The sequence below is a fragment of the Shouchella oshimensis genome (assembly GCF_002019765.1).
GTDB classification, from domain to species: domain Bacteria; phylum Bacillota; class Bacilli; order Bacillales; family Bacillaceae_D; genus Shouchella; species Shouchella oshimensis.
Genome location: NZ_KV917380.1, coordinates 2789452 through 2806524, shown reverse-complemented (window position 1 = coordinate 2806524; position 17073 = coordinate 2789452). Strand labels below are relative to the sequence as shown.

Genomic DNA, 17073 nt, shown 5'->3' with positions numbered 1-17073 from the left:
GATAGAGAAAGTGAAGTGTAGCAAGAAATGAAGTTTAAAAAGGAAAAAGCGATTGAATTGCTTGAACAGCTTGTGCATATTCCAAGCCCTTCTGGTTATACGGAGCAAGCAATGGCGTTTGTACAACAGTTTTTGGAGATGAACAAGATTACTTATACGAAGCTACGTAAAGGCGCCATTGTCGCAACGATAGCAGGAGAAAACGATCAAAAGCAACGGATGCTAACCGCACATTTAGATACATTAGGAGCAATCGTAAAAGAATTAAAATCCAATGGTCGCTTAAAAATCGATTTGATTGGTGGATTTGCTTATCAATCCATTGAAGGAGAGTACGTCACCATTCATAAAAGCGATGGGGAGACTGTGACAGGTACGGTCGTCGTGCATCAGTCGTCTGTCCATGTCTATAAAGAAGCCCGAACAATAGAACGAAATCAGCAAACAATGGAAGTTCGATTGGATGAACAGGTACATACAGCGGACGACCTTCGTCAACTTGGATTGGATGTTGGTGATATGATTAGCTTTTCGCCACGATTTGAAAGGACGTCTGCTGGGTTTATTAAGTCAAGACACTTAGACGACAAAGCAAGTGTAAGTTTATTATTAACGCTACTAAAAGAAGTGAAAGAGGGGCAGGTAACACTTCCTTATACTACTCATTTTCTCTTTTCAAATAATGAAGAAATTGGATATGGTGGAAATGCAGGCATTCCTGATAATGTTGTCGAATATGTGGCTGTTGACATGGGGGCAATTGGAGACGGTCAGCAGTCAGACGAATATACAGCATCCATTTGCGTAAAGGATTCTAGTGGTCCCTATCATTACGGACTGCGTAATCACTTTGTTCAGTTATGTCAACTCAACCAGATTCCATATAAGCTAGACATCTACCCTTACTATGGATCTGATGCATCTGCAGCAATACGCTCAGGGCATGATATTGTTCATGGACTCATTGGACCAGGGATCGAAGGTTCACATTCAATGGAGCGTACTCATGAACGCTCTCTCGAAGCGACGTATCATTTGTTGCATGCATACGTTACATCAGATATGCATAAGTAAAAAGCTGCCTTCTACAGGCAGCTTTTTTTATGAACGTACATCTGACGTTTGTTTTGTATAGGCACGTAGCATCCATGCGTGCTTCTCAATGGATTCCTTTAACCCAATTAGCATATCTTCCGTTGCATCGTCTTCAAGTGAGCCACATACGTCGATACCCGCTTTTAGTTCGTCCGCAATTTTCTCATAATCCCTTACTAGGTCAGCAACCATTTCGTCTGCGCTGATTTGCTTTGATGCCTCGTCAATAGACGTTAGTTTTAAATATTCTTCCATTGTTGCAACAGGTTGTCCTTTTATCGCTAATAAACGCTCAGCTAGTTCGTCAACGGTTTCACCTGCTTCATTATAAAGCTCTTCGAATTTCTCATGTAGGGTGAAAAAGTGAGGTCCTTTTACGTACCAATGATAATTGTGGAGTTTTACATAAAGAACACTCCAGTTCGCTACTTGCTTATTTAAGACTGCTTGAATTTTTTCATGTGCCATGATTTCTTCCTCCTTGCAAACGTTGTGTACAAATACTATACCCGTTCACCCCATTTTTAAACAGAGATCTACAGTAACTCAATCTTAAACGTTCCGCCATGTACATGTGTAAACATTGTACCTGCTGCTTCTAACAACTCGCTGTAGGTATGAGTAGTTGACGCATGAGAAAAGAAGAAGCACTGAATAGCATGAACTGTCGCTTCGCTTGTACTTGTCGTTTGATCCATACAGAAGGGTGAAGCAATTTCTTTTGTTTGATCATAGAGAGCGTTCCCTTTTTTTTGAAGAGGTAGGTAAAGAGAGCCTGTATCATGTAACGTAATGGGCAATTGATATTCCAGCATGAAAAAATGCGTTAAATCAATTCCCGAATGAATTGGTAGCAAATAGTCTTCTTTTTGGATGGATTGTAAAATCCGACCGTGATGCGTCCTTATTTCATCTTCCGTTAAGGTATCACTGTCAAGTAAGTCGAAATGCAATAGCTCTTGATGAAACTGTAGTCTTCCCTTTAACATAGTGGATGAATCACTAATATGAATATTAGTGTAGTGAATAACTCCTATTTGCATAATTGTTCCTCCGCCTTAAGCATTTTACATTCTTATTATGTTTCTGTATGCTAGAAGAAATCAACTGTTTCGTTTAAAAAGGAAGAGTACAATGGATTATGAACGACTAAAGCAAAAATTAGTAATGTACAGTCAATCAATAGGTGTAGATAAGCTAAGGATCACAACCGCCGATCCTTTTTTGTCTTTAAAAGACCGATTAATACAACAGCAAGAACAAGGCTATGCGTCAGGATTTGAACACCCAAATATTGACGAAAGGGTCGACCCATCTTTAACTTTAAAAGAAGTTCGCACCATTATATCCATTGCGGTTGCCTATCCGTCAAAACTCCCTAATGCCCCTAAAAGTGAGAAAGGGAGCAGACGAGGCTTTTTTTCGCGTTCATCTTGGGGAATTGATTACCACGATGTGTTAAATGATCGATTGAAAAAGATTGAAGAATTTCTTTTTGAGGAATGTGGCACTGTGGAAACTGTTCGAATGGTTGACACGGGTGCACTATCAGACCGAGCAGTAGCAGAACGAGCGGGTATTGGCTGGAGTGCAAAAAATACGTTTATTATTACCCCTGAGCTTGGTAGCTACGTGTATTTAGGAAATATTTTAACGACACTTCCGTTTCCTCCTGATGAGCCAATTGAAGATTTATGTGGGTCTTGTCAAAAATGCATTGATGCATGTCCAACGGGTGCGCTTGTTGAGCCTGGCGTGTTAAACGCACAAGCCTGTCTTTCTTATCAAACCCAAACAAAAGGATTTATGCCGGAGGAGTACCGATCGAAAATTGGAAATCATTTATATGGATGGGACACCTGTCAGCTTGTTTGCCCATATAATAAACATAAGGATCATCATCAGCATGAAGAGATGAAACCAGACCCAGAGAAAGTAAAGCCGTTACTTTTACCGTTGTTAACAATGAGCAACAAGACATTTAAAGCAGAATTCGGCCATATGGCGGGCTCCTGGCGTGGAAAAAAACCGATTCAGCGGAATGCCATTATTGCCCTTGCGCATTATAAGGAAGAATCGGCTCTTCCTACATTGTGTGAGTTGTTGCGAAACGATCCAAGGCCAGTGATTCGTGGCACATCTGCGTGGGCAATCGGAAAAATTAGCAACAGTGAAAAAGAGGAAAAAGCATTGGAAGATGCGAAAAAGAATGAGCAAGATGAGAACGTGCTAAGTGAAATTGAAAAAGGTCTCTCATTTATAAGAGAAAAGAAATAACTAGAAAGGCAGGAGTGACATGCGCGTTTTAACAAAATTTTATGTGAAAGAGTTAACTACACCTATCGGGCTAATGACTGTTGTCATGAGTGAAAAAGGGTTAGCCCATGTAGCATTCGGAGCAATGAATAAAGTCAATTTAACAGCTCGGTTGACGAGATTTGGGATAAAGCCGGAGTGGTATGAGTTGGAAGAGGATGAATCACTCGTTTGTGAGCAGTTAACGGAGTATTTAAATGGTGAGCGTCATGATTTTCATGTGCCAATTGATTTAATAGGGACACCTTTTCAAAAAAAAGTGTGGTCGGCTTTGCGCACAATTAGATATGGTGAAACAAAAAGTTATAAAGAAATTGCGGAGATGATTGGAGCACCAAAAGCTGTACGCGCTGTCGGTGGGGCGAATAATAAAAACCCTCTTCCTATTGTTATTCCTTGTCATCGTGTTATCGGCTCTAATGGGGCAATGGTAGGATACGGCGGAGGATTGCCGACGAAAGAACGTTTACTTGCACTAGAAACAAATATGAAGATCTCATAGAAAAAACATGGCAGTTATGCACACTGCCATGTTTTTTTTGACATGTTCAATGCTTTTTTAAATACATATAAGGAAGAGTGGTTGTTAAAGGATACTTCTTCATAGCCTTGTTTACAGTAAAAAGGAATATTCACTTCTCTCGTTTCACACGTCACTTCAAGACATTGGCGATGCAATGCTTCTTTCTCTACGCATTGAAGTAAAAGCTTACTAATGCCTTGCCCTTGATAGGAAGGATCAACGCTCAATCGAAAAAAGGAGCACGTTTTTTCGTTGTGTCGAAAAAAAACACAGCCGACGATGCGATTCTCTTTCATGCAAACGAACGCTTCTTCTTCTTGTGATAGCCGTAAAGCAATGGAAAGTCTTGTTTCATGAAGGGCAGATGCGGTGACCGGATCATGCTTATATATTTGAAAAGACGATCGAATTAATTGGTGAATGGCTTGGCAGTCAGTCATTACAGCTTTGCGTATCAATGTCGCTCGCTCCGTTTCACTCTAAGATAATCATAATTATACATTCTTATAAATTTTTATTCAATCACTTTTTGAAAGGAATTAACTGTTATGAAAAAAAAATTAGTGAAGATCTTGCACGACAATGTCAAACAATTAAACGAGGCCTTTTTAAATGGGCATCGTGCGGTTTGTTTAGATGAAAAAGAAAAAGCTGCATTTGAAAAAGATGCGCTGGAAATGATTGAACGAGGTGCAGAAGTCGTGAGCGCCAAAATAAGTGGAGATATACTGAATGTAATGGCATATGAACAGCAAACGCAGGTTGACTATATTGCGGTTATAGATCGGCTCTTGAAACAAGGAAACAGTCTGTTTATGGAAGAGCGAACGATGCGAAGACGGGCACAATTTGAAGGGTCGAAGCTAGTTGCAGATGAAATGGTAACGATGCATCCTTTGTCACTACAGGAGCGTGGAGAGAAGTGTATGGGCCACATTTATCGTGAAGATAGTGCAACGTATAATCGGCGAAACGTTGTCCGTTATGCAGAGCAATGGTGGAATGATTATAATCCGGCTTTTGTTCGATTTGAAGATAATTGTACAAATTTTGTGTCTCAATGTCTTTATGCTGGTGGTGCCCAAATGACGAGTAAAGCAAATAAACAAAGAGGCTGGTGGTATGAGAATGAGCATAAGATGAGTCTAAGCTGGTCGGTTGCCCATTCATTTAGATGGTATTTAAGTGGAGCAACGAGTCATTTACGAGGGGAGGAAAAGAAGTCGGCACGTGAACTGATACCAGGTGATGTGATTTGCTATGATTTTAACGGAAATGGAACTTGGAATCATTGTGCAATTGTTGTTGCAAAAGACATGAATAATGAACCTTTAGTCAATGCACAAACAGTTAATAGTCGTTATCGGTATTGGACATATCAAAATTCTCCAGCCTACACAGATCGAATCCAATATAAATTTTTTCATATCTCCATTTAAGCAGAAATCATTTTTTCTGCTTTTTTCTAAGTTTGTCATAGTAGGAATTCATGTGTAATATAGAAGGGACGCAGATATTCATGTAAGGGTGAGAACGAATGAATGACAAAAAGTATGCACAAGCTTTGTGGGGCGTCGCCTTAGTTCTGGCATTTGCAGCAGTCTTCGTTAACGAAAATGGCGTATTATTGCTAGGGATTGTGGTATGTGTCGTCTGTTCTACATTTTTTTATGTGAAAAGCAAAAATAAATAGAGGTGCACGAAAATGGGATTGCATATCGTACTATATCAACCAGAAATACCAGCCAATACAGGGAATATTGCTCGCACATGTGCAGGCACAAACACGACGTTACATTTAATTCGTCCTCTTGGATTCTCAACAGACGATAAGATGTTGAAGCGGGCAGGTTGCGACTACTGGCCGAACGTAACGATTTACTATTATGACTCAATTGATGAATTGTTTCAAAAGTACGACCAAGGAGAGTTTTTCTTTATTGAAACAATAGGAACACGAAATTATAGTGATTTTGATTATAGGAATAAAGAAGAAGAGTATTTTTTTGTATTCGGTAAAGAAACAACAGGGTTGCCACAAGAGCTTGTGGAGAAGCGACAAGAACGATGCTTTCGCATTCCACAAACCGATGTGATCCGGTCTCTTAATTTGTCTAATACAGCAGCCATTGTTATTTATGAAGCACTTAGGCAGCAAGGGTTTCCAGCATTAAAATAGATGTGTCTATTAAAGCGGTAAGCTAGCAATAAACGTATTGTATAAACGCAATAGAACAAAAATAATGGTAAATAAAAAGGTTGACCAAAAGAATAGCTGGAAAAAAATAAAGCCGATTAGCCCTGGGATGGTTAAAGATTCTGCGATACGGTAGACAATGAATAAGATATAAGCGAAAGATGACGCGACAAAAAGCAGTAGTAAAACGATCACAAAGGGATTTAGGACAAGTGCAGCGATACTTCCTGCAAAGTAGATCCATTGACCACCTTGCGTCTTTTTCCAAAGGTCGTCGTCTTCCTGTTTTGAAAAAAAGAGTAGTGCAAGAGATGTAACCGTATCGGCTATTAACTTTAAAGCAGCAAAAATCATGAAAAACACTAGTAATAAAACGATTATAAGTCCAATACGAACTTCATTAATGGAAAGAATGTCTGCCATTCCAGTTAGAATGCCATTTCGTTCTAACCAACTTAATGCAAAGCGTTGACCATAGAGTGCAAACGACAAGCTAAAGAAAAAGATACTAATTAATGGTAAATGTCCGGTTAAATATCGATTCATGATAATCTCCTATAGTTGGAAGTCATAGCTAATAGAAGCGCTTGTCTCATGAACGTAAAGACAAGCGCTTTGTCTTATTCACCTTGGAAATGGTGAATAAGTTCATACGTATGAAGTTCATTGGCATTGGCAGTCGGCTTTTGCTCTTCTGATGAAGCACTATTTCTATGAGCCTTTGCAAACGATTCACTTGAAAGCCAGTTTTGATAGTCTTCTTTTGAAGCCCACTTCGTAAAGACAATTTCTTTCTTGTCATCTTGTTCGTTTGATAAGAACATAAATTCTAAACAACCTTTTACGTTAGCCATGTTCGTAGAAGCTTTACCAAATCGTTGGTGAAGCATTTTCTTTTTTTCTGGACTTACGTGTAGTTCGTTCATGACGATATACATAATTGTTCGACTCCTTTTTTAGCATGATTTCGTGTTTTTTGTAAGAGAATGGCTTTTCATTCTGAATGAACTTGGCTATAATAAAAGAGAGCGTTTACGCCCCTTGCAAGGAGGATCATTTTATGAGAACGTTTTTAATGATGAGCGTCTGCGTCGTTTTTCTAATCGCCATTTTTTCTGGAGGTTATGAGGAAAACCCTCATAAACGATAAGACGAAGGAAACCGGGTAACCGGTTTTTTTTTGTTTTACCGGACAGCCGCTTCCCATATATTCATTGCTGGTCGTTTCGGTGATAAGTCCTCAACGTATCCAGTGTCTCTCCCTACCCAAACGGTTGCTGTATAGTCATCCGTCATACCTGAAAACGTGAGGTCCCGATAGTCATTCGTTGTTCCAGTTTTTCCTCCAATATAACCGTTTGTAGAAAGACGAATATCTCGTCCTGTACCTGATTGAACAACTTCGCTCATCAATGTACGGATTTTATCATTTGTTTCTTTACTCCATACTTGCTTTTCTTCTTGATCCGGCCATTGATACAAAGGGTCTAAGTGTTCATCATACACTCCTGTAATAGCTCTTGCTGGAGTAAAAAAACCATCGTGAGCAAAGGTCTGATAAGCTTGTACCATTTCATAAACAGACACATCAAGAGTACCTAAAGCTAAAGAAATGTCTCGTTGCTCATCATGCATTTTCTTGAATTGAAATGGTTCTAGATACGCAATGGCTTCTTCAATGCCAACCGTATTAAGAAGTTGTTGAGCAGGTATGTTATAAGAGTGCTTAAATGCTTCTCGCAGTGTGACGCTACCTGGAAGGACATCATTATAATTGGCGACACAACCAAGTATGCGTTTATCTCGTTCTTGTTGCGTGCAACTGTCGCTAGGATTAGCGTTGACGACTTGATCAATCGATGTGCCTGTTTTTTCAAAGTAAGGAGCAAAATCAATCAGCGGCTTAAAAGCAGACCCATGAGGTCGATACGAATCAACTGCGAGCATAAAATGACCACTTTCAAATTCCCGTCCATGACTAATCGCTACAATTCTCCGATCGTCGTTTCGAACAACAATACTAGCGCCTTCTACATCAGCAGGTAGTTCCTGATAGAAGCTTTCTTTGAGTGCGTGTTGTCGATTTGGCTCTAATGCCGTTTCGATTCGAATGCCTTTTTTAAAAAGTTCATTTAATCGTTCCTGAGCGGCTTCTTCATCATAGCCCTCTGTAGCCTGTATTAATTCTAAAAATTCCTTTTTAACGAAATCAGTATAATCTGGATATAAGTTTCGTAAAGACGAACGATGAAGTTCAATGGTTTCAGAGATGGCATCATCAAACTCAGCTTCGTTAATGTAGCCCTCTTCTTTCATCTTCAGTAATACCCATTCTTTTCGCTTATTCGTATTCTCCATTGAAGTAAAAGGATTGTATACTGTCGGATTGTTAGGAATGCTTGTTAGAAAAGCGACTTGCGCTAACGAAAGTTGATCACTATGTTCACTGAAATAAAGCTGACTTGCCGCTTCTATTCCGTATGCGTGGTTACCGAAGTAAATTGAGTTTAAATACAATTCTAATATTTCTTCTTTAGAGAAACGCTGCTCGAGTTCATGTGCGTACAATAATTCACTCATTTTGCGTTGATAGGTTTGAGAGTGATCGAGAAAGATGTTTCTTACCATTTGTTGCGTAATCGTACTAGCGCCTTGATCAATCTCACCACTGCTTACATTTGTAATAAGGGCACGTGCCATTCCAGACGCATCAAAGCCAAGATGTTGAAAAAAACGGCGATCTTCCGTAGCAACGAATGCGTGAACGACTGTTTCAGGTAGCTGCTCAAACGGTAAATAACTTCGATTAATACCACCTTCAGAGGGAATTTCTGCAACAATCTGTCCATTGTCAGCATAAATCGTACTGTTTGAAGATAAGTATAGAATTTCCTCATCAATATGAGAACCGACAACTTGACCAATCGTTTGAACTGCGCTTACTTCTGAAGAAGCAGATCGAAATAAGAATGCACTGCCAATTGCAAAAAAACTAATAAAAAACCAGCCAAAAAAAGTTTTCATTGCCATACTCACTTTCTATCTAGCGTATACGTTAGTATACCATTCTTTTTCTGGTGCGGACAGTCTACCTTGCAAGAAAAGAAGCATGTTCATGTGCGGTAACGCATATGGTTAATTAATCTCGCTTACACGAGAATGGAGGTATACGACTTGAATATTTTAAACAAAATTGAACAGTATCGTGATCATGAAGAACGTTTACGCTGGGAAGGCACTTTTGCTGAATATTTGGATCTAATCAAAGAAAAACCATGGGTTGCACAGACTGCTCACTCTCGTGTGTACAATATGATAAAAGACGCTGGTGTGGAAGAGAAAGATGGAAAAAAGGAATACTCCTTTTTTAAAGATTCTATTTATGGATTAGAAGACTCGTTGGAGAAGTTAGTAGAAGAGTACTTTCATTCGGCGGCTAAACGTTTAGACGTTCGCAAACGTATTCTACTATTAATGGGACCAGTAAGTGGCGGAAAATCAACACTGGTCACAATGTTAAAAAGAGGCCTAGAAGATTATTCTCGGACAGAAAACGGGGCAGTTTATGCTATTAAGGGCTGCCCAATGAATGAAGACCCTCTTCATTTAATCCCGCTCCATTTGCGGGAAGAATTCCAAGATGAATTTGGCATTAAGGTAGAAGGAAATTTGTCACCATTAAATATGATGCGCTTAGAGCAAGAGTATAGTGGACGAATTGAAGATGTTATCGTAGAACGAATATTCTTTTCAGAGGATAAGCGAACAGGCATTGGAACCTTTTCACCGTCTGATCCAAAATCACAAGACATTGCTGATTTAACAGGGAGTATTGATTTTTCAACAATTGCTGAATACGGTTCGGAATCAGATCCTCGCGCATATCGCTTTGATGGTGAACTTAATAAAGCCAATCGCGGTATGATGGAATTCCAAGAGATGTTGAAGTGTGATGAAAAATTTCTTTGGCATCTATTGTCGTTAACACAAGAAGGTAATTTTAAAGCAGGGAGATTTGCGTTAATATCTGCTGACGAACTGATACTGGCTCATACGAATGAGTCAGAATACAAGTCTTTCATATCGAATAAAAAGAATGAAGCTTTGCATTCTCGTATTATTGTGATGAAAATTCCGTACAATTTAAAAGTCTCAGAAGAAGAACGGATCTATAAGAAAATGATTGCAGATAGTGATCTTTCTCATGTTCATATTGCGCCACATGCTTTAAAAGTGGCATCGATTTTTACGATCTTAACACGCTTAAAAACAACTCATAAAGCAGGCGTTGATTTAGTTAAAAAGATGAAGCTTTATGATGGGGAAGCGGTTGAAGGGTTTAATCAACAAGACGTCAAAGAGCTACAGTCTGAATTTAATGATGAGGGCATGAGCGGTATTGATCCAAGGTATGTCATTAATCGTATCTCGTCAGCTATTATTCGTAAGCAGCTAACCTCCATTTCAGCTTTGGATGTATTACGCTCGATTAAAGAAGGTTTGGATCAGCACGCTTCAATCTCAAAAGAAGATAAAGAGCGCTATACAGACTATATTACAATTGCTCGAAAAGAATATGATTTAATTGCAAAGGAAGAAGTGCAAAAAGCATTTGTTTATTCGTATGAAGAATCAGCGAAAACATTGATGGACAATTACTTAGATAATGTAGAGGCATTTTGTAACAAGAATAAGCTTAGAGATCCTCTTACAGGCGATGAAATGTCACCTGACGAAAAGCTTATGCGTTCCATCGAGGAGCAAATTGGCATCTCAGAAAATGCAAAAAAAGCATTCCGAGAAGAAATATTAATCCGTATTTCGGCATATGCAAGAAAAGGGAAACGATTTGAATACAATTCCCACGAACGTCTGCGTGAAGCCATTCAAAAGAAGCTATTCGCAGATTTGAAAGATATTGTAAAAATAACAACTTCCGTCAAAACCCCAGATGAGTCTCAGTTGAAAAAGATGAACGATGTTATTGCTCGTTTAATTGATGAACATGGCTACAACTCAGTATCAGCAAACGAATTATTAAGGTATGTTGGGTCTCTTTTAAACCGATAATGAAGCAAGAGGGTCTTAAGTGGGCCTTCTTGTTCTTTTTTTCATTTAGTGGTAATTTATGAATAGATGTTGTGAATGTAGAAAGCGGGGAACATCATTGGCTGAGAATAAAGTGAAATCAGAGGCTTGGGGTTGGATCAAAGCGATTGTCATTGCGCTTCTTATCGCATTTGTTGTGCGAACGTTTATTGTCACAAGCTTTGAAGTTCGAGGGGAATCAATGGTACCTACCGCCCACGATGGAGAACGGTTTATCGTTAACCGTCTTGCTTATCAGTTTAGTGAACCAGATCGTTTCGATTTAATCGTCTTTCATGCAACTGAGCAGGATAGCTATATCAAACGAGTGGTTGGCTTGCCGGGAGATACGATTCGTTTTGAAAACGACCAATTGTTCATTAACGATGAACCAATTGATGAGCCATTCTTAGATGAAGTACAGGGATCGTTTGCAAATCAATATACAAACGATTACGAGTATGAAGACGTTATACCAGACAATCATGTTTTTGTTGTAGGGGATAATCGACCAAACAGCTCTGACAGTCGTTCGTTTGGACCTGTACATGAAGATGAGATTATTGGCAAGGTTGGCTTACGATTCTGGCCTCTATCTGAATTTGGGTTTATGGAATAATGACTTGAGAAAAAAGTACTCTAAGTAGAGTGCTTTTTTTATTAAAATAAACCAGATATTCGCCCTAGAATAAATAAAAATAAGCGCAGCTTTAGCTTGTCCTCTCACAATTTATTAGCAACTCTTGTGCAAGTGAAACATAGGATAAGTTAAGGCACGTTATCAACCCAATCTATGATATGTAAGTAGAGGTTCTTTTGTGCAAAAAAGTGAATGGCAGGAGGGCAAGAATGGAAAACAACAACAAGCACCAGTACATTGTCTCTGAGGAAAACTGGTCCCTCCATCGTAAAGGATATCAGGACCAACGTCGTCACCAAGAGAAGGTTCAGGACGCGATCAAAAAGAATTTGCCTGATTTAGTCAGCGAGGAGAATATTGTTTTATCTAATGGAAAAGATGTCATTCGAATTCCAATACGTTCCCTTGATGAATATAAAATTCGTTACAATTACGATAAGAATAAACATGTCGGGCAAGGAAAAGGTGACAGTAAGGTAGGTGATGTCGTTGCCCGTGATCCAAACGGTGACAAACAAGCGGGAGCAGGGAAAGGGCAAGGTGCAGGCGATCAAGCTGGTGAAGATTACAATGAAGCAGAAGTATCGATTGCAGAATTAGAAGAAATGATGTTCGCTGAGATGGAATTGCCTCATTTGAAAAAGAAAGAAGAGCAAGAAATTGTCATAGAGAATATTGAGTTTAATGATATTCGCAAAAAAGGACTAATGGGAAACGTAGATAAGCGGCGTACCATACTTGCCGCAATTAAGCGAAATGCCCTAACAGGTAAAGCAGGCATTATGCCAATTTACAATGAAGATTTACGGTTTAAAACGTGGAATGAGACAATTCGACCGGAATCCAAAGCAGTAGTGATTGCGATGATGGATACTAGTGGATCAATGGGACGATTTGAGAAATACGTTGCCAGAAGTTTCTTTTTTTGGATGACTCGCTTTTTACGGACTAAATATGAGAAAGTTGAAATTGAATTTATCGCCCATCATACAGAAGCAAAAGTTGTAAATGAAGAAGATTTTTTCTCTAAAGGTGAAAGTGGAGGAACCATCTGCTCGTCAGCCTATCGAAAAGCACTTGAGCTAATTGATGAAAAATACAATCCATCTGCATACAATATTTATCCGTTTCATTTTTCAGATGGAGATAATTTAACTTCAGATAACGCTCGCTGCCTTAAACTGGTAAAGCAATTAATGGATCGTTCGAATTTGTTTGGATATGGTGAAATCAATCAATATTCCCGTAATTCCACTTTGATGGGTGCCTACAAAAATGTGGATGACCCACGTTTTATGCACTATATATTAAAAGAAAAAGGCGATGTTTACCACGCTTTAAAGCATTTCTTTCAGAAAGAAGAGGAAGGTATTCAAGCATAGTAACTAGCTTTTAGTCAGAATACATTGACAAGTGGACATGAAGATGACTACAAAGAAGAAAGAAGCGTTTTATTTGTTCTTCTTCGAACCATCTTGTCTAAAAAAACAATTGACTTCTGTAAACGGACTCCTGTATAATCACCTCTAACTTCATTTGTTCGTAATGCGTAGATTGGAACAAGTAAACAAAAGAACATGTTCAGAGAGTTGGTTTCAGCGGCTGAAAGAACCGACCATCCCTACTTTTGTTGAACCCTATTCCAGGAGCAGTTGGCAAAACCAATCGTCTCATTGACGTTATCAATGTAAAGTGGGCATGCTAGTGTATGCTAACTAAGGTGGTACCGCGGAGCTCGTCCGTCCTTATTTCTAAGGATGGATGGGCTCTTTTTTTTGGAGGAGGAGAGAGGTATGCAAGGAACCATTGTTATTAAAATTGGAAGCAGTAGTCTAACTGCTGAAAACGGTAGACTAGACGCTATTCAATTAGAAAATCATGTGGAAGCCATGGTGTATTTGTTAAAGCAGGATTACCGTATTGTCCTCGTTACATCGGGAGCTGTAGCTGCTGGCTTTTCAAGTTTAGGTTTTAAGCGAAAGCCTAAAGGGATTGCACAGAAACAAGCAGCAGCTTCAGTAGGTCAAAGTTTACTTATGCAGGCGTATATGGATGCGTTTAAACAGCACGATTACATTGCGGCACAGTTGTTACTTACACGGGCAGACTTTGCTGATCAGCACCGCTTTTCTAATATCTCACAGACCCTCGGCGAATTAATGAAACGCGGAGCAATTCCAATCATTAATGAGAACGATTCAACCTCGGTTGAAGAGTTGACTTTTGGGGATAATGACCGCTTATCAGCCCTTGTTAGCGGAATCATTCACGCTGATATGCTGTGTTTGTTTACCGATGTGAATGGCGTGTATGATGAAAATCCTTTTTCGAATCGTAATGCTAAAAAGTATTCTTTTCTATCTGAAGTACCAGATGCGTTATTAAAGACGATGGATCAAACGACTTCGGATGTAGGTACTGGGGGAATGTATTCAAAACTTGCAGCAGCAAAGACAGCAATTGAGTTAGGCACGAATGTTTTTATAGGAACTGGTACAGGGCAGGAAAAGTTTGCTGATGTTTTAGTAGGCAAAGGAGATGGAACGTATATTGGTTCTTTTGCGAAAACGTCTATGTCAATGACGAAGCAATACATTTTGTACCACAGTAAGCCAAGAGGAAGCATATACGTTGATAACGGGGCAGCCGAGGCTCTGTTGAAACAGCATAAAAGCCTACTATCTGCTGGCGTTGTTAAAGTGATCGGTTCGTTTACGGTAGGTGAGGTTGTAGACGTGAGAAGGGAAAACAATGAAATCATTGGAAAAGGTAAAGTGAACTTTACTTGCGAAGAACTTACCCTATTAAAAGGAAAAAATAGCGCAGAAATTGCTAGAGTAACAACGCGATCAAAAAAAACAGTCATTCATCGAAATTTTTGGGTGGCTATGTAAAGGGGAATGAAGATGGAAAATGTAGAATCGATTGCTAAAAAGGCAAAAAAAGCGGCACCAACCATTGCTCGAACTACTTTAGAGAAGCGAAACGATGCATTGCTTTTATTGGCGGAAGCGCTACAAGCAAAGAAAGAATATTTGTTAGACGAAAATCTTCAGGATGTTACAGCTGCGAAACGCAAAGGAACAGCTCAACCTCTCATCGATCGTCTATTATTAACGGAGGAACGAATTGACGATATGGCAGAGGGAATGCGACAACTTGTTGCGTTAGCAGACCCAATTAACCAAGTACTAGAAACGATAGAGCGTCCTAACGGATTGCTTATTGAAAAACGAGCTGTACCGTTCGGTGTATTCGGAATGATTTACGAAGCTCGACCTAATGTCACTGTTGATGCGTGTGCACTTGCCATTAAAACAGGGAACGGGGTCGTGTTGCGTGGAAGTGGAAGTGCCATGCATTCAAATAAAGCCATTGTCTCGGTTTTAAAAGAGGCATTGAGTCAAACGTCTATTCATACGGATATCATTCAACTGATCGAAAATCCTTCTCGGGAGGAAGCGAATCGATTGATGAAATTAAAAGGAGACATTGATGTATTAATTCCTCGTGGTGGCGCCTCCCTGATACAAACAGTCGTCAATGAAGCAACGATTCCAGTAATTGAGACAGGAGTTGGAAACTGCCATGTTTATTTGTCTAATGCAGCTAATGTTGATTTAGCAACAGCTATTCTTGTAAATGCCAAAACCCAGCGCCCTTCTGTTTGCAATGCTTGCGAAACATTAATTGTTGAAAGATCTTTTGCAGAACAACACTTGCACACATTAGTAGAAACGTTAAGGCAAAAAGGAGTTCAACTTGTGGGAGACGAAACCGCACAAGCACTTCATACTCAAATTGGTGTAGCGACAGAAGAAGACTGGCAGAAAGAGTATCTTGATTTATTCCTTGCTGTTCGATGTGTAGATGGCATAGAAGAAGCGGTAGCTCATATTGAAAAATACGGCACCAATCATTCAGAAGCAATTGTGACGGAGGATGAGAAAGAGAGAGATTTCTTTTTCCAAGCCGTAGATGCTGCTGTACTTTACCATAATGCTTCGACTCGTTTCACAGACGGCTTCGAATTTGGCTTTGGAGCCGAGATAGGTATTAGCACTCAGAAATTACATGCCAGAGGACCAATGGGACTACACGCTCTGACAACTTACAAATACACTGTTAAAGGCACGGGACAGATCAAATAAACAATGATAACGATTAAAGGCAGGCAATTAAAATTAAGCCTGCTTTTTTGTGTCAGTAGCGGCGGCAAGTGTAAAGGCTCTGACAACTATAGGGAAATCATTTAGGCTGTTCCGTATAGTTGTCAGAGGTACTCTCATTCCTTTAACTACCTTTCTATTTACCAAACTCAGGACGCTCCTCTTTGAAATCTGGCATCGTCGTGGAATCAAGAGGGTGGTCATGCTGTGTAGCAAAAAACGTCCCGCCTGATACATCTTTTACATTATGAACAACAATAAAAGCGTTTGGATCAATCTCATGAACAAGCTTCTTTAAATAGAACAAGCGATAAGAGCGAACGACAATGTAAATGACTTCACGTTCCTTTTTCGAATACCCGCCATAACCATTAAAAATCGTGGCACTCGATGACATTTGTTTCGTCACTTTTTCAGAAATCAGTTGTGCTTCAGGTGAAATGATGTTAACTGCTTTTTTTGCGTCAAAGCCTTCAAGAACATAATCGGTGACTTTCTTACCAACATAAAGAGCGACAATCGTATACATCGTATAAATGGGTCCAATAACGAATACACCACAAACAACAATAACAGCATCAAGAACGAAGTTAGTCCCTGTTAATTCCCACCCAAAACGGTGATTTAACATTCGGGCAATAATGGAGGTCCCGCCTGTTGAAGAGCCAGCTCGAAAAATAAAGCCAAAACCGATACCCGTAATAACCCCAGCAAAAATTGCCGCAAGCAATGGGTCCTCAATTGGTTGGCCAAGTCGTTCTGTTAAAAAAATGAAAAAGGATAATAGCGGTACATTAATAATAGACTTATACACCATGTGTCGTGGTAATAATTTAAACCCTATGAGTAAAAGAACCGCGTTCAAAATAAACGTGACAAGTGCAGGGGAAAGATTATAAGCAAAATATAAAAGCAAAGATAAACCGACAATGCCGCCTTCAGCAAGGTTATTGGGCATTGCATATAATGTTATAGATATGCTGAAAAGAAATGTGCCGATAATAATGTATACATAATCTTTAACCAACGTAACAGTCTCCTTTCT

The 17073-nt window shown here is 39.4% G+C and carries 18 protein-coding genes and 1 other annotated feature; of the genes, 11 read left to right on the top strand and 7 right to left on the bottom strand.

The window, feature by feature from the left end; genetic code table 11:
• The first annotated feature begins 27 nt into the window (after positions 1–27).
• The gene (locus BK583_RS14225; protein WP_055737311.1) at positions 28–1074 is read left to right on the top strand and encodes a M42 family metallopeptidase; all 1047 of its coding nucleotides are present in this window, start codon (positions 28–30) and stop codon (positions 1072–1074) included.
• A 27-nt stretch (positions 1075–1101) separates the two neighbouring features.
• On the opposite strand, the gene BK583_RS14220 is transcribed toward BK583_RS14225, so the two are convergent.
• Both BK583_RS14220 and BK583_RS14215 read right to left on the bottom strand, forming a co-directional pair.
• The gene (locus BK583_RS14220; RefSeq protein WP_038478475.1) at positions 1102–1563 is read right to left on the bottom strand and encodes a Dps family protein; all 462 of its coding nucleotides are present in this window, start codon (positions 1561–1563) and stop codon (positions 1102–1104) included.
• A gap of 68 nt (positions 1564–1631) precedes the next feature.
• Positions 1632–2138 carry a hypothetical protein gene (locus BK583_RS14215; RefSeq protein WP_055737312.1) on the bottom strand — a complete coding sequence of 169 codons (507 nt, stop codon included), beginning with the start codon at positions 2136–2138 and terminating at the stop codon, positions 1632–1634.
• 91 nt (positions 2139–2229) lie between these two features.
• Here BK583_RS14215 and queG point away from each other — a divergent pair, with 91 nt between their 5' ends.
• Positions 2230–3372 (top strand): tRNA epoxyqueuosine(34) reductase QueG, encoded by a 1143-nt coding sequence (queG, locus tag BK583_RS14210; RefSeq protein ID WP_055737313.1) that lies wholly within the window; start codon positions 2230–2232, stop codon positions 3370–3372.
• A gap of 19 nt (positions 3373–3391) precedes the next feature.
• Entirely contained in the window at positions 3392–3913 is a 522-nt protein-coding gene (locus tag BK583_RS14205; protein WP_055737314.1) for a methylated-DNA--[protein]-cysteine S-methyltransferase, read from the top strand.
• A 14-nt stretch (positions 3914–3927) separates the two neighbouring features.
• Here the strand turns inward: BK583_RS14205 and BK583_RS14200 are convergent, their stop codons facing one another.
• Positions 3928–4392 (bottom strand): GNAT family N-acetyltransferase, encoded by a 465-nt coding sequence (locus BK583_RS14200; protein WP_055737315.1) that lies wholly within the window; start codon positions 4390–4392, stop codon positions 3928–3930.
• Between the two features lie 90 nt (positions 4393–4482).
• Between BK583_RS14200 and BK583_RS14195 the strand changes: the two genes are divergently transcribed.
• From BK583_RS14195 to trmL, 3 genes are all read left to right on the top strand, one after another.
• Positions 4483–5373 carry an amidase domain-containing protein gene (locus BK583_RS14195; RefSeq protein WP_055737316.1) on the top strand — a complete coding sequence of 297 codons (891 nt, stop codon included), beginning with the start codon at positions 4483–4485 and terminating at the stop codon, positions 5371–5373.
• A 98-nt stretch (positions 5374–5471) separates the two neighbouring features.
• The gene (locus BK583_RS20800) at positions 5472–5627 is read left to right on the top strand and encodes a hypothetical protein (RefSeq protein WP_158318508.1); all 156 of its coding nucleotides are present in this window, start codon (positions 5472–5474) and stop codon (positions 5625–5627) included.
• 12 nt (positions 5628–5639) lie between these two features.
• The gene (gene trmL / locus BK583_RS14190; RefSeq protein WP_038478484.1) at positions 5640–6113 is read left to right on the top strand and encodes a tRNA (uridine(34)/cytosine(34)/5-carboxymethylaminomethyluridine(34)-2'-O)-methyltransferase TrmL; all 474 of its coding nucleotides are present in this window, start codon (positions 5640–5642) and stop codon (positions 6111–6113) included.
• A gap of 9 nt (positions 6114–6122) precedes the next feature.
• Here the strand turns inward: trmL and BK583_RS14185 are convergent, their stop codons facing one another.
• From BK583_RS14185 to BK583_RS14175, 3 genes are all read right to left on the bottom strand, one after another.
• Positions 6123–6677 carry a DUF5366 family protein gene (locus BK583_RS14185; RefSeq protein ID WP_206698963.1) on the bottom strand — a complete coding sequence of 185 codons (555 nt, stop codon included), beginning with the start codon at positions 6675–6677 and terminating at the stop codon, positions 6123–6125.
• Between the two features lie 74 nt (positions 6678–6751).
• Complete coding sequence (locus tag BK583_RS14180) at positions 6752–7069, bottom strand: antibiotic biosynthesis monooxygenase family protein (protein WP_038478490.1); 318 nt, start codon at positions 7067–7069, stop codon at positions 6752–6754.
• 247 nt (positions 7070–7316) lie between these two features.
• Entirely contained in the window at positions 7317–9155 is a 1839-nt protein-coding gene (locus tag BK583_RS14175) for a transglycosylase domain-containing protein (protein WP_055737317.1), read from the bottom strand.
• A 150-nt stretch (positions 9156–9305) separates the two neighbouring features.
• Here BK583_RS14175 and BK583_RS14170 point away from each other — a divergent pair, with 150 nt between their 5' ends.
• The 5 genes from BK583_RS14170 (at position 9306) to BK583_RS14150 (ending at position 16010) form a co-directional block, all read left to right on the top strand.
• Positions 9306–11201: a PrkA family serine protein kinase gene (locus BK583_RS14170; protein ID WP_055737318.1), complete on the top strand. Its 1896-nt coding sequence runs from the start codon at positions 9306–9308 to the stop codon at positions 11199–11201.
• 58 nt (positions 11202–11259) lie between these two features.
• The gene (lepB, locus tag BK583_RS14165) at positions 11260–11838 is read left to right on the top strand and encodes a signal peptidase I (protein WP_051667440.1); all 579 of its coding nucleotides are present in this window, start codon (positions 11260–11262) and stop codon (positions 11836–11838) included.
• A gap of 230 nt (positions 11839–12068) precedes the next feature.
• Complete coding sequence (yhbH, locus tag BK583_RS14160) at positions 12069–13241, top strand: sporulation protein YhbH (protein WP_038478499.1); 1173 nt, start codon at positions 12069–12071, stop codon at positions 13239–13241.
• 159 nt (positions 13242–13400) lie between these two features.
• Positions 13401–13609: a binding site (T-box leader), on the top strand.
• A 43-nt stretch (positions 13610–13652) separates the two neighbouring features.
• Complete coding sequence (gene proB, locus BK583_RS14155) at positions 13653–14753, top strand: glutamate 5-kinase (RefSeq protein WP_371836661.1); 1101 nt, start codon at positions 13653–13655, stop codon at positions 14751–14753.
• 12 nt (positions 14754–14765) lie between these two features.
• Positions 14766–16010 carry a glutamate-5-semialdehyde dehydrogenase gene (locus BK583_RS14150; RefSeq protein ID WP_055737319.1) on the top strand — a complete coding sequence of 415 codons (1245 nt, stop codon included), beginning with the start codon at positions 14766–14768 and terminating at the stop codon, positions 16008–16010.
• A gap of 154 nt (positions 16011–16164) precedes the next feature.
• Here BK583_RS14150 and BK583_RS14145 read toward each other — a convergent pair whose 3' ends face one another.
• Positions 16165–17055 (bottom strand): YitT family protein, encoded by an 891-nt coding sequence (locus BK583_RS14145; protein WP_236702465.1) that lies wholly within the window; start codon positions 17053–17055, stop codon positions 16165–16167.
• Positions 17056–17073: the final 18 nt, after the last annotated feature.